Below are 13,989 nucleotides of genomic sequence, written 5' to 3'. Positions count from 1 at the left end.
GAAACGTATTATGGCGATGAAAAAATTGTTGATTGCTTCGCTGCTTTTTAGCAGTGTGGCAGCGCAGAGCGCAGAAATATTTGTGGTTGATGATATACGCTTTGAGGGATTGCAGCGTGTTGCTTTAGGTGCTGCATTACTTAAAACGCCTGTCCGAATTGGCGATTCAATGAGCCAGCAAGACGTGTCTCAAGTTATTCAAGCACTGTTTGCTTCTGGTAATTTCGAAGATGTGAAAGTCTTTCGTGATGGTAATGCGCTACTGATTAAAGTGACAGAGCGTCCAACGATTGCAAATATTTCGTTCTCAGGAAATAAAGCGATTAAAGAAGAGCAGATGCAACAGAATTTAGAAGCATCTTCTCTTCGTGTTGGTGAGGCCCTAGATAGAACAACACTGAGTAATATTGAAAAAGGTTTAGAAGATTTCTACTACAGTGTCGGTAAATATAACGCGACTGTACATGCCGTTGTCACGCCTCTTCCTCGTAATCGTGCCGATTTAAAGTTTGTATTTACTGAAGGCGTGTCAGCTAAAATTCAGCAAATTAACTTTATCGGTAATACCGTATTTACTGATGATGAACTATTAGGCCGTTTCAACCTTAATGTTGATGTAGCTTGGTGGAACTTCTTAGCGGATGAAAAGTATCAGAAGCAAGTATTAGCCGGGGATATTGAAGCTCTACGTTCATATTATCTCGATCGTGGTTATTTGAAGTTCCAAGTAGACTCAACTCAAGTGTCGATTTCTCCTGATAAGAAAGGTGTTTATATTGCCTTAACAGTAGAGGAAGGCGAACCTTACACCGTCAGTGGTGTTAAATTTCAAGGTGAGTTGATCGGTAAAGAAGAAGAGTTTACTAAACTGGTTCCTTTTGAAGATGGCGACGTCTATAACGGTTCTGCGGTTACTCGTTTAGAAGAAAATGTTAAACGTATTTTAGGTGAAGCAGGCTATGCTTACCCTCAAGTACGTACCATGCCTGAATTTGATGATGAGAACCAAACGGTATCTTTAGTTATTAATGTTGAGGCGGGTAATCGTATTTACGTTCGTGACATTAAATTTATTGGTAATACCTCAACGAAAGACGAAGTGTTACGTCGTGAAATGCGTCAAATGGAAAGTGCTTGGTTGAACTCTAAGTCGATTGAAACCGGTAAAAACCGTTTAAACCGTTTGGGTTTCTTTGAAACTGTTGATGTTCAAACCATTCGTGTTCCCGGCTCTGATGATCAAGTTGATCTGGTTTATTCAGTAAAAGAAGCCAACTCAGGCAGTGTTAACTTTGGTGTCGGTTACGGTACTGAATCAGGCATAAGCTTCCAAGTCGGCCTTCAGCAAGATAACTTCGTTGGTTCTGGTAATCGTGTGGGTATCAATGCGATGATGAACGATTACCAAAAGAACATTAGCTTAGATTATCGAGACCCTTACTGGAACCTAGATGGTGTCAGTTTAGGTGGTAAAATCTTCTATAACGAATTTGAAGCGTCTGATGCGGGTATCATCGATTATACCAACCAAAGTTATGGTACAAGCTTAACGTGGGGTTTCCCATTTGATGAGCTTAACTACTTTGAGATTGGTGTGGGCTATACACATAACAAGATCTCAAATCTAGACGGTTATCTACAAATTGAACAGTATTTAACTTCTGTAGGTGACTCTTATGATGAAGCGGATCAAACATTGATTGTTGATGATTTTGATGTGACGTTATCTTGGACTCGTAATAACCTGAATAAAGGGTATTTCCCAACAGCAGGTAACTACCAACGAGCATCTTATAAAATAACGACGCCGAATTCAGATTCTCAGTTTTTTAAAGCACAATATGAAGTTCGTCAGTATTTCCCATTAACCAAGAAACATGAGTTTGCGTTACTGATGCGTGGTAAAGCAGGCTATGGTAATGGTTATGGTCAAACTGAGGGAAATGATAACCTGTATCCATTCTATGAGAACTTTTATGCAGGTGGCTTTACAACCTTACGTGGTTTTGGTTCAAACTCAGCAGGTCCGAAAGCGGTTTATAATGAAGACGCAATAGGAAATAATCCAAATTATAAAGCAACAGATGATTCGGTAGGTGGTAATGCTACCGCGCTTGCGAGTATTGAGTTGATCGTACCTACACCATTTGCTAGTGAAGAAACACAAGGTCAAATTCGTACCAGTGTGTTCTTTGATATGGCGAGTGTGTGGGATACGGAATTTGATTATAAAGATCCTAAAAATGATATGCCAGGTAAGCAGTATTATTACGATTACTCTGACCCATCTAATTTCCGTTCTTCGTATGGTGCAGCATTGCAGTGGATGTCACCAATGGGGCCATTAGTATTCTCAGTTGCGAAACCTGTGAAGATTTATGAAGGTGATGATGAAGAATTCTTTAGTTTTACCATCGGGCGAACTTTCTAAGCATTGATAACTCTAATAAAAAAGTGTTAATGTAAATGGACCGGATTTAGGTCGATACTCAATAAGTAAGGATATGATTTTGAAAAAGTTAGTAAAAGTTGCCGCTTTAGGCGCAGTACTGTTAAGTGGTTCTTTCTTTGCTAATGCAGCAGAAGCAGCAACCAAAATTGGTTACGTGAACATGGCTCAAATCGTTCAGCAAATGCCACAACGTGAAGCTATTTCAGAAAAGCTTCGTGCTGAATTCAAAGATCGTATTGATGAGCTGCGTAGCTTAGAGTCAAAAATCAAAGATAAAGTAGAGACAATTAAACGTGATGGTGAGTTGCTAGGTGCATCTGGCAAAACAAAACTAGAACGTGAAATTGCTTCTTTACAATCAGACTACAAACTAAAAGCTCAAGCTTTAGATGAAGACAACCGTCGTCGTCAAGGTGAAGAGCGTCAGAAGTTGATCATGCAAGTTCAACAAACAGTAGAGAAAGTAGCAAACAAAGAAGGCTACGATATGGTTGTTGATGCAGCAACTCTGCTTTGGGCAAAACCTGAAGACAACCTATCAGAAAAAGTTATTAAAGCAATTAAATAAGGTTGAACATGACTCGTATTACGCTTGCTAAATTGGCAGAAAAATTAGGTGCAACAGTCCATGGAAATGGAGATGTTGTTGTTCATTCTATCGCTTCGATGAGTAAAGCAGGAGAAGGGGATATTACGTTTCTTTCTGATGCTAAATATCGAAAGCACTTAGCAGAATGTAAAGCGTCTGCGGTGATAGTGAAAGAAGCCGATATTGAGTTTTGCCAATCAAACGCATTAATAATGAAAGACCCTTATTTAGGGTTTGCATTAGCGGCGCAAGCGTTAGATACAACACCTGCACCAGCAAAAAATATAGCACCATCGGCTTACATTGCTGATGATGCAATTATTGGTGAAGGTGTTGCTATTGGTCATAATGCAGTGATTGAATCAAAAGCGGTTATTGCTGATGGTGCCATTATTGGTGCGGGTTGTTTTATCGGTCAAGAAGCAAAAATTGGCAAAAATACTAAACTATGGGCAAACGTCTCTGTTTATCACCGTGTTGAAATTGGTGAGTCTTGCTTAGTGCAAGCTGGTACAGTTATCGGCTCTGATGGTTTTGGTTATGCTAATGATCGTGGTACTTGGGTTAAGATCCCACAGCTAGGTACGGTGATCATTGGTAACAATGTTGAAATTGGTGCGAATACCGCTATCGACCGTGGTGCGATTGATAATACAGTAATTGAAAGTAACGTTATCATTGATAACCAAATTCAAATTGCTCATAACGTACAAATCGGATCTGGTTCAGCAATGGCTGGTGGTACAATTGTCGCTGGTAGTACCAAAATAGGTAAACATTGTATTATCGGTGGTGGTTCAGTGATTAACGGTCATATTGAAATTACCGATGGTGTTACGATTACAGGTATGGGTATGGTGATGAGAGGCATTAGCGAAAAAGGCATGTACTCATCAGGTATCCCACTGCAAACCAATAAAGAATGGCGTAAAACGGCGACTCGTGTTCATAAAATTGATGATATGAATAAACGATTAAAGGCTGTAGAGAAAAAATTAGTCGACTAATTCTCATCTATCAACATTCTAATTAATAAGTATTGGTCTGCATTTTGCAGACCTTTGTCTATCTATTATTACTCTATTTGAGCTACACTGTTACTCAGATACGATATTGTTTTACAGGAATATTATTTTGACTCGTGAAAATAAAACACTCAACATTACAGAAATCCAAGCGCTACTGCCTCACCGTTATCCATTTTTATTGGTTGACCGTGTTACTGATTTCGAAGAAGAAAAATACTTACACGCGATCAAGAATGTGTCTGTAAATGAACCTCAATTTACTGGCCATTTCCCACAAATGCCAATATTCCCTGGTGTATTAATTCTTGAAGCCATGGCTCAAGCTACCGGTTTATTAGCATTTAAATCATTCGGCGCACCTGCTGCAAATGAACTGTATTATTTTGCTAGTATTGATAAAGCAAAATTCCGTAAGCCAGTCGTTCCTGGTGACCAATTGGTTATTGAAGTTGAATTCATTAAAGATCGTCGTGGTATCTCATTATTTACTGGTGTTGCCAAAGTTGACGGTGCTGTAGTGTGTTCAGCTGAACTTAAGTGTGCAAGACGAGAGTTTTAATTATGATTCATGAAAGCGCTAAAATTCACTCATCCGCTGTCATTGAAGGCAATGTTACGATTGAGGCTAATGTGTCTGTTGGTCCATTTACTTATATTTCTGGCAATATCACCATCGGTGAAGGCACGGAAGTTATGTCGCACGTAGTGATTAAAGGCGATACGACTATTGGTAAAGGTAACCGTATTTTTGCATTTGCTATCATTGGTGAAGAAAGCCAAGATAAAAAATACAACGGTGAAGCAACAACCGTAGTTATTGGTGATCGTAATGTGATCCGTGAAAGCGTTCAGATCCACCGTGGTACAATTCAAGACCGTGGTGTGACTACCGTTGGTAGTGATAACTTACTTTGTGTGAATGTACATATTGCGCATGACTGTATCGTTGGTGACAACGTTATTATGGGCAATAACGCAACATTAGCAGGTCATGTAACGGTTGAAGATTATGCGATTATCTCTGCACTATCTCCTGTTCATCAGTTCTGTACCGTAGGCGCACATAGCTTTATTGGTGGAGCTTCTGTTGTTGTTCAAGACGTGCCTCCTTTTGTTATGGCACAAGGTAACCACTGTAAGCCTTTTGGTATTAATATCGAAGGGTTAAAACGTCGTGGTTTTGAGCGACCTGAAATTCATGCAATTCGCCGTGCTTATAAAGCGCTTTACCGTAATGGTAATACGCTAGAAGAGGCAAAAGCGGAAATAAATAAAGAAATTGAAGAATTTCCAGTGCTTCAAGGCTTCTTAGATTTGTTTGAAAAATCGACGCGCGGTATTATTCGTTAATAACGGCGTTTAGAAAATAGTTAAGCATATTATAAAGGCCTATTGATGTAGGCCTTTTTTATTTTGGAGCAAATATGACCAAACCATTACGAATTGGTATTGTGGCTGGCGAACTTTCAGGTGATACACTCGGTGAAGGTTTTATTAAGTCAGTAAAAGCACAATATCCCGATGCTGAATTTATTGGGATCGGCGGGCCTAAAATGATAACTCAAGGGTGTGAGTCATTATTTGATATGGAAGAACTGGCCGTAATGGGGTTGGTTGAAGTATTAGGTCGCTTACCTCGATTATTAAAAGTAAAAGCCGAATTGGTAAAATATTTCACTCAAAATCCACCGGATGTATTTATTGGTATCGACGCGCCAGATTTTAATTTGCGCTTAGAAAAAACACTGAAAGATTCGGGTATAAAAACAGTTCATTATGTCAGTCCTTCCGTGTGGGCTTGGCGTCCAAAACGAATCTTTAAAATTGATGCAGCAACGGATTTGGTGTTAGCATTTTTACCATTTGAAAAAGCGTTTTATGATAAATACAATGTCGCGTGTGAATTTATTGGTCACACATTGGCTGATGCTATTCCAATGCAGAGTGACAAAGTCGCGGCTCGTGAGTTGTTAGATTTAGAGCAAGATCGTCAATGGTTAGCGGTTTTACCGGGCAGTCGTGGTGGTGAAGTTGCTTTAATTGCTAAACCATTTATTGAAACTTGCCAACGTATTCATAAACAGCATCCTGAAATGGGCTTTGTGGTTGCCGCTGTGAACGAAAAGCGCCGTGAACAATTTGAAACAATCTGGAAAGAAATAGCGCCAGAATTAGAGTTTACCATTATTCAAGATACCGCGCGTAATGTAATGACAGCTGCCGATGCGGTGTTATTAGCATCGGGTACAGTAGCTCTTGAATGTATGTTGATTAAAAGACCAATGGTTGTTGGTTATCAAGTGAATAAATTGACGGGATGGATAGCGCAAAAGTTGTCAATTACTGAATTTGTTTCTTTGCCTAATGTATTGGCTGGAAAAGAATTAGTACAGGAGTTTATTCAAGAAGAGTGTCACCCTGATTTTCTATACCCAGCGATGGAAAAAGTATTAAGCCAAGATAACAGTGAATTGATTGACACATTTACTGAAATGCATCAATGGATCCAAAAGGATGCGGATAAGCAAGCCGCAAATGCCGTCTTACGTCTAATTAATAAAAAAACAGCAGAATAACGTTATGACTAAAAAAACAGACTCAAAAGAATTACCACCATTTGAATACCCAGAAGGCTATCAGTTGTTTGCGGGTGTTGATGAAGTAGGACGTGGACCATTAGTTGGTGCTGTTGTGACGGCTGCCGTTATTTTAGATCCTAATAATCCAATCGAAGGGTTAACGGATTCTAAAAAATTGACCGATAAAAAGCGTGATTTATTGTTTCCTGAGATCCAAGAAAAAGCACTCGCATGGTCATTAGGCCGTTGTGAAGCGCATGAAATTGATGAGTTGAATATTTTACAAGCCACAATGGTTGCGATGCAAAGAGCCATTGCCGGATTGCCTATTACGCCAGATTTTGCCTTGATTGATGGCAATAAAGTACCTGATTTACCGATGGCAGGTTTAGCGATTGTTAAAGGTGATTTACGAGTACAAGAGATCAGCGCGGCATCTATTATTGCTAAAGTTACCCGTGATAGAGAAATGGAAGTTCTAGATAAAGAATTCCCTCAATATGGCTTTGCTAAGCATAAAGGCTACCCAACCAAGGCGCATTTTGCTGCGATTGAAGAGCATGGTGTAATTTCAGAACACCGTCGTAGCTTTAAGCCGGTAAAACGTGTGTTAGGAATAGAGTAATGTCTGACCCTAAATTCGTACATCTTAGAATACACAGTGACTTTTCTTTAGTGGATGGACTTTCTAAAGTTCCACCATTAGTAAAGAAAGTCGCTGAAATGAACATGCCAGCGATGGCATTGACTGATTTCACAAACTTATGTGGATTGGTAAAATATTATTTTGCCGCACATGGGGCAGGCGTTAAACCCATTATTGGTGCCGACTTTACCGTTCAATCAAAAGAATTTGGTAAGGAGTTATTTAATTTAACCATATTGGCGAAAAATAATGAAGGGTATAAAAACCTTACATTATTGATATCAAAAGCTTATCTACGTGGTCATGTGCAACATACTCCAGTAATGGATAAAGAGTGGTTAATAGATCATAAAGAAGGCCTAATTCTTCTTTCTGGTGGTAAAACTGGTGACGTCGGTAAAGCCTTACTTAAAGGTAATAAAGATCTTGCAAGTGAATGCGTAGAGTTCTACCAAACGTATTTTCCAGAACATTATTATTTAGAATTAACCCGAACGGGCCGTAATGATGAAGAAAGCTATCTTCATTTAGCGGTAGAGTTAGCGGAAGAAGAAGGGTTGCCAGTTGTTGCAACCAATGATGTTCGTTTCATTAAAGCGGAAGATTTTGATGCTCACGAAATCCGAGTCGCGATTCATGATGGCTTTACGTTAGTCGATCCTCGTCGACCAAAAAATTACAGTGAACAACAGTATTTACGCTCAGAAGATGAGATGTGTGAACTCTTTTCTGATATTCCAGAAGCATTGGAAAATAGTGTTGAAATTGCAAAGCGATGTAATGTAACAGTACGTCTTGGTGAATACTTTCTTCCCAACTTCCCAACTGAAGGGATGAAAATTGAAGATTTCCTTGTTAAGAAATCTCAAGAAGGTCTAGAAAGGCGTTTAGCCTTTTTATTCCCAGATGAAAACATACGCCTAGATCGTCGACCAGAGTACGATGAGCGTTTGCAAATCGAGCTCGACGTTATTAACCAGATGGGATTTCCCGGTTATTTCTTGATTGTTATGGAGTTTATTCAATGGTCAAAAGATAACTTAATTCCTGTTGGACCAGGGCGAGGTTCGGGTGCGGGATCACTTGTTGCTTATGCGTTAGATATTACCGATCTTGATCCACTCGAATATGACTTGTTATTTGAACGATTTTTGAATCCTGAACGTGTATCCATGCCCGATTTCGATATCGATTTCTGTATGGATAAGCGTGATCAAGTAATAGACCATGTTGCTGAAATGTATGGTCGTGATGCCGTATCTCAAATCATCACCTTTGGTACGATGGCAGCAAAAGCGGTAATTCGAGATGTAGGCCGAGTACTTGGTCATCCTTATGGGTTTGTTGACCGTTTATCTAAATTGATCCCACACGATCCAGGAATGACACTTGCTAAGGCGTTTGAAGCAGAACCTCAACTTCCAGAGTTATATAACGGAGATGAAGAAGTTAAGGCCCTGATCGACATGTGTCGTATCTTAGAAGGTTGTACTCGAAATGCAGGTAAACATGCGGGTGGTGTTGTTATTTCACCAACCACAATTACTGATTTTGCGCCGTTATATTGTGATGCGGATGGTAATTTCCCCGTAACACAATTTGATAAAAATGATGTAGAAACGGCTGGTTTGGTTAAGTTTGACTTCTTGGGGCTACGAACCTTAACCATCATTGATTGGGCGTTAGGATTAGTGAATCCACGACGAGTGGATGAGGGAAAAGAACCTGTTCGCATAGAATCGATACCTTTGGATGATCAAGCGTCATTTAAAGTATTACAAAATTCAGAAACCACTGCAGTATTCCAGTTAGAATCTCGTGGTATGAAAGATCTTATCAAACGACTGCAACCAGATAGTTTTGAAGATATTATCGCACTCGTAGCTCTTTTCCGTCCGGGTCCACTGCAATCAGGTATGGTAGATAACTTTATTGACCGAAAACACGGTCGTGAAGAGGTGTCTTATCCTGATGTTAATTGGCAACATGAGTCACTAAAAGAGACGCTAGAGCCAACTTACGGCATCATATTATATCAAGAACAAGTAATGCAAATTGCACAGATCTTAGCGGGCTATACGCTAGGTGGCGCGGATATGCTCCGTCGTGCAATGGGTAAGAAAAAACCGGAAGAAATGGCAAAGCAGCGTGGCACGTTTAAAGACGGTGCTATTGCTAATGGGGTAGATGGTGAGTTGTCGATGAAAATCTTCGACTTAGTAGAAAAGTTCGCGGGGTACGGTTTTAACAAATCTCACTCAGCGGCTTATGCTCTGGTTTCTTATCAAACATTATGGCTAAAAACGCATTATCCTGCTGAGTTTATGGCAGCGGTTATGACGGCAGATATGGATAACACCGATAAGATCATTGGTCTTGTTGATGAATGTTTCCGTATGAAACTAAAAGTGTTACCACCTGATGTTAATGCGGGTCTTTATCGTTTTAATGTCGATGAGAGTGGCGCGATTGTTTATGGTATCGGTGCAATCAAAGGGGTGGGTGAAGGCCCAATTGAAAGCATTATAGAGGCGCGAAATAAAGGCGGACATTTCCGTGATTTATTCGATTTCTGTGCTCGAATTGATACCAAGAAAGCCAATAAACGAGTGGTTGAAAAACTGATCCGTTCTGGAGCATTAGATCGATTAGGTCCACATCGTGCTGCATTAATGGCCTCTTTAGATGATGCAATGAAAGCGGCAGGACAGCACCATCAAGCGGAATCATTTGGTCAATCGGACATGTTTGGGGTATTAACTCAAGCACCTGAAGAAGTAGAACAAGCGTATATTCATGTTCCAAGATGGCCTGAAAAAGTCTGGCTTGAAGGGGAGAGGGAGACATTAGGCCTCTATTTAACGGGTCACCCAGTTAATGCGTATATTAAAGAGTTATCTCGATATACGACGTGGCGTTTGAATGATGCCCACGTTACTAGGCGTGATCAAACCGTAACGGTTGCAGGTTTAGTTATTGCTGCTAGAGTAATGACCACAAAACGAGGCAGTCGTATCGGTTTAATGACATTGGATGACAGATCGGGCCGAATGGAGGTCATGTTATATTCAGATGCGCTTGATCGATACGCCGATTTACTAGAAACTGACAAAATAGTGCTTGTTTCTGGACAGGTCAGCTTTGATGATTTCAATGGGGGGCTTAAAATGTCTGCCCGTGAAGTGATGTCATTGGGAGATGCTCGAGAAAAATACGCTCGTGGATTATCCGTTTCTATTACGGAAGCGCAAATAAACAACCAATTTTTTGAGCGCTTTAGTCAAATACTAGAGCCAAATCGGGCAGGAACTGTTCCGGTAAATGTATATTATCAGCGAGCAAATGCTCGTGTTAAGTTGGTCTTAGGGACAGAGTGGCGAGTGACGCCAACAGACCAACTAATGGATGATTTGAAGTCGTTGCTTGGCGAACAGCAAGTCGAGCTTGAATTTAACTAGACTAAGTAAGGCTGCTAATTTGAGCTGCCTGAACTAACAAGGATTCTTTAATGAGCCTAAATTTTCTTGAATTTGAAAAACCAATTGCAGAACTAGAAGCTAAAATTGAAGCGCTGCGTGATATTTCTCGTCGTGGTGGTGATAATGCACTTGATCTAGATAAAGAAATTAAGCAATTAGAAGATAAATGTTTAGATCTTAAAAAGAAAACATTTAGTGATTTAGGTGCGTGGGAGGTTGCTCAACTTGCACGCCATCCTGAACGCCCATATGTATTAGATTACATCGAGCTTATGTTTACTGAGTTTGATGAACTTGCTGGTGATCGTGCTTTTGCTGATGATAAAGCACTAGTAGGTGGTATGGCTCGTTTAGATGGTCGTCCTGTGATGATTATTGGTCATCAAAAAGGACGTGGTACGAAAGAAAAAGTACTTCGCAATTTTGGTATGCCAAAACCTGAAGGCTACCGTAAAGCAAAACGTTTAATGCAAATGGCTGAGCGTTTTAAAATGCCAATCATTACTTTCATCGATACTGCTGGTGCTTACCCAGGTGTTGGTGCTGAAGAGCGTGGTCAATCTGAAGCTATCGCAACGAATCTTAAAATCATGTCAGAGCTAAGCGTTCCTGTGATTTGCAATGTTGTTGGTGAAGGTGGTTCTGGTGGTGCATTAGCAATCGGCGTAGGTGATTATGTCAATATGCTTCAGTATTCTACTTATTCAGTGATTTCTCCAGAAGGTTGTGCGTCAATCCTATGGCGTGATTCAGATAAAGCACCGCAAGCGGCTGAAGCGATGGGCCTTGTTGCTCCTCGTTTAAAAGAACTTGAACTGATTGATACGATTATTGATGAGCCACTAGGTGGCGCACATCGTGATCATAAAACAACGGCTGAGAATATTAAGGCTCGTTTGATTGAGCAATTAAATGAACTTGAAGGTTTTGATGAAGAAGCACTGCTTGAACGTCGTTACCAACGTCTAATGAGTTACGGTTACTGCTGATAATTTCTGTCAGATAGAGTAAAGTGAAAGCGAGCCTAAGTGCTCGCTTTTTTATTATCTGGACATCTTGTTTATGCTTTATTCTCAATTCTCATCTCAACTGGATTTTTACCCTGTATCTAAACCACACTTGGTTGTCGCGTTAAGTGGTGGTATGGATTCTATGGTTCTGCTTCGTCTTGCTTCAATTTATGCTAAAGAAAGGCACTTGGAGTGCATTGCTGTTCATGTAAATCATGGACTAAGCCAGCATGCATTTGAGTGGGAGGAGGTGTGCCAAGCACATTGTGATGGTTTATCTATTAAGCTTTATATTGAACGAGTGCAACTAACGGTTAGTGCTCAAGATAGCTTAGAAGAAGTTGCAAGAAAAGCGCGCTATCAAGTATTAGAAAGACACTTGCAAAGTAACAGTTTATTGCTAACGGGTCAGCATCAAGATGATCAAGTCGAAACCTTTTTTCTCGCACTTAAAAGAGGCAGTGGTCCGGCGGGGTTATCGTCAATGCCGTCGATTATTCCGCTATTTAAAGGGTATAAATGTCGTCCGTTATTGAACCAGCCTCGTTCTGATATTGAGCGATATGCGCAGAAAAATAGACTTGAGTGGGTAGAAGATGAAAGCAATAAAGATACTCGCTTTGATCGAAACTTTTTACGCCATGAAGTTGTACCTAATTTGGTCACTCGTTGGCCAAGCTTTGCGTCTGCGGTATCACGCAGTGCACAATTGTGTGCTGAACAAGAGAGCTTATTAACGGAGTTACTGCAACCTAAACTTATTGAGTTTCAAGATACCTATCAAGGGATTTCTGTTTCCAAATTAGATAATGAGTCTGAATTATCGCGTAATATGCTATTGCGTTTATGGTTAAAGCAGTTCTCGATACCGCTACCAAGTCAGGTTCAATTAAAAATATTGTGGACTGAAGTGGCAAAAGCCAAGAAAGATGCAAATCCTTCTTTAGCATTAGGTCTAATTCAGTTAAGGCGCTTTCAAGGGTATTTATATTGCTTGCCTCAGTATGACGATCTTTCGTCTTGGAAGGGTGAATTACAGCAGTCTCTTGAATTACCAGATGGTCTTGGGTTATTGATGTTGAATCAGAAAGCTAAAGAGATAATTCATGATGATGTGTTTGAGTTACGATTTTTCTTGAGAGCGCCTTTAGAAACGGAGAAAGTTGAAGTTCGCTTTAATGTTCAGGGATTATCGCCTCATCCAGAAACTCGTGAACACAGCCGTAAAATGAAAAAACTGTATCAAGAGCATGGGATCCCTAGTTGGCAGAGATCTCGATTGCCTTTAATTTTTTATAATGAAGAACTTGCTGCCGTTGCTGGGTTGTTTGTATGTAAAGCATTTTCAGGCCAAGAGTGTGAGCTGATCTGGAAGAAATTAGGCTTGAAATAGACATTTAGTATGAATTTGTCAAAATGATTGAAAATATAAATGGAGCAATATTATGAAAAAAACAATAGGACTAACAATCATTGCATTAATGGCTTCTGCGCCAACATTTGCAGCGGGTGATGCTGCGGCTGGACAAGCAAAATCTGCTATTTGTGCCTCTTGTCATGGAGCGAATGGGATTGCTGTTATTCCGGGCTATCCAAACCTCAAAGGACAAAATGCTCAATATATCGAATCATCATTAAAAGCCTATAAAAACAAACAACGTAATGGCGGTAATGCAGCAGTAATGCAACCAATGGCAACAATGTTGAATGATGCAGATATGGCGAATTTAGCCGCTTATTATTCGACAATGAAGTAACCTTAAATTAAGTAACGCTATTCCTAGGTTGTATGTTCGCTGTAGCTCAACGATAATAGACGGATATTAAATACGAATGTTAAAGGACTAATATGAAAAAGATTGAAGCGATCATTAAACCATTTAAGCTTGATGATGTGCGTGAAAGCCTTGCTGATGTTGGTATCACTGGCATGACCGTATCAGAAGTTAAAGGGTTTGGTCGTCAAAAAGGTCATACTGAGTTATACCGTGGTGCAGAGTACATGGTTGATTTTTTACCAAAAGTAAAACTTGAAATAGTGGTAACGGACGATGCTGTAGATCAGTGTGTTGATGCCATTATTCAAACGGCTCAAACGGGTAAAATTGGTGATGGTAAAATTTTTATCACAGATGTTAGTCGAGTTATCCGTATCCGTACGGGTGAAGAAGACGAAGACGCCATTTAATCGTAATTTCAATGGTCA

Annotated in this window: 12 protein-coding genes; all 12 read left to right on the top strand. The window is 40.0% G+C overall.

Annotated elements, in window-relative coordinates; all coding sequences use genetic code 11:
• The first annotated feature begins 10 nt into the window (after positions 1–10).
• The 12 genes from bamA (at position 11) to glnB (ending at position 13,971) form a co-directional block, all read left to right on the top strand.
• Complete coding sequence (gene bamA, locus Q1K78_RS02130; RefSeq protein WP_300173928.1) at positions 11–2,431, top strand: outer membrane protein assembly factor BamA; 2,421 nt, start codon at positions 11–13, stop codon at positions 2,429–2,431.
• 73 nt (positions 2,432–2,504) lie between these two features.
• The gene (locus Q1K78_RS02125; RefSeq protein WP_300173926.1) at positions 2,505–3,020 is read left to right on the top strand and encodes an OmpH family outer membrane protein; all 516 of its coding nucleotides are present in this window, start codon (positions 2,505–2,507) and stop codon (positions 3,018–3,020) included.
• Positions 3,021–3,028: 8 nt separating this feature from the next.
• Positions 3,029–4,048, top strand: coding sequence for a UDP-3-O-(3-hydroxymyristoyl)glucosamine N-acyltransferase (lpxD, locus tag Q1K78_RS02120; RefSeq protein ID WP_300173924.1), 1,020 nt, complete (start codon positions 3,029–3,031; stop codon positions 4,046–4,048).
• 127 nt (positions 4,049–4,175) lie between these two features.
• Positions 4,176–4,628: a 3-hydroxyacyl-ACP dehydratase FabZ gene (gene fabZ / locus Q1K78_RS02115; RefSeq protein ID WP_300173922.1), complete on the top strand. Its 453-nt coding sequence runs from the start codon at positions 4,176–4,178 to the stop codon at positions 4,626–4,628.
• A 2-nt stretch (positions 4,629–4,630) separates the two neighbouring features.
• Positions 4,631–5,419, top strand: coding sequence for an acyl-ACP--UDP-N-acetylglucosamine O-acyltransferase (gene lpxA, locus Q1K78_RS02110; RefSeq protein WP_300173920.1), 789 nt, complete (start codon positions 4,631–4,633; stop codon positions 5,417–5,419).
• 74 nt (positions 5,420–5,493) lie between these two features.
• Positions 5,494–6,645 carry a lipid-A-disaccharide synthase gene (gene lpxB / locus Q1K78_RS02105; protein ID WP_300173918.1) on the top strand — a complete coding sequence of 384 codons (1,152 nt, stop codon included), beginning with the start codon at positions 5,494–5,496 and terminating at the stop codon, positions 6,643–6,645.
• A 4-nt stretch (positions 6,646–6,649) separates the two neighbouring features.
• Positions 6,650–7,273 (top strand): ribonuclease HII, encoded by a 624-nt coding sequence (gene rnhB, locus Q1K78_RS02100; protein ID WP_300173916.1) that lies wholly within the window; start codon positions 6,650–6,652, stop codon positions 7,271–7,273.
• Positions 7,273–10,752, top strand: coding sequence for a DNA polymerase III subunit alpha (gene dnaE / locus Q1K78_RS02095; RefSeq protein WP_300173914.1), 3,480 nt, complete (start codon positions 7,273–7,275; stop codon positions 10,750–10,752). The genes rnhB and dnaE overlap by 1 nt, the downstream gene beginning before the upstream one ends.
• A 50-nt stretch (positions 10,753–10,802) precedes the next feature.
• The gene (accA, locus tag Q1K78_RS02090; RefSeq protein ID WP_300173912.1) at positions 10,803–11,762 is read left to right on the top strand and encodes an acetyl-CoA carboxylase carboxyl transferase subunit alpha; all 960 of its coding nucleotides are present in this window, start codon (positions 10,803–10,805) and stop codon (positions 11,760–11,762) included.
• Positions 11,763–11,835: 73 nt separating this feature from the next.
• A complete protein-coding gene (gene tilS / locus Q1K78_RS02085; RefSeq protein ID WP_300173910.1) occupies positions 11,836–13,176 on the top strand; it encodes a tRNA lysidine(34) synthetase TilS in 1,341 nt (446 codons plus the stop codon).
• A 52-nt stretch (positions 13,177–13,228) separates the two neighbouring features.
• Entirely contained in the window at positions 13,229–13,540 is a 312-nt protein-coding gene (locus tag Q1K78_RS02080) for a cytochrome c (RefSeq protein ID WP_300173909.1), read from the top strand.
• A gap of 92 nt (positions 13,541–13,632) precedes the next feature.
• A complete protein-coding gene (gene glnB / locus Q1K78_RS02075) occupies positions 13,633–13,971 on the top strand; it encodes a nitrogen regulatory protein P-II (protein WP_300173906.1) in 339 nt (112 codons plus the stop codon).
• Positions 13,972–13,989 lie beyond the last annotated feature (18 nt).

It is taken from the genome of uncultured Aliivibrio sp. (assembly GCF_946479765.1).
Classification (GTDB): Bacteria; Pseudomonadota; Gammaproteobacteria; order Enterobacterales; family Vibrionaceae; genus Aliivibrio.
The sequence above is the reverse complement of the archived record's forward strand: the minus strand, read 5'-3'. Positions and strand labels throughout refer to the sequence as shown.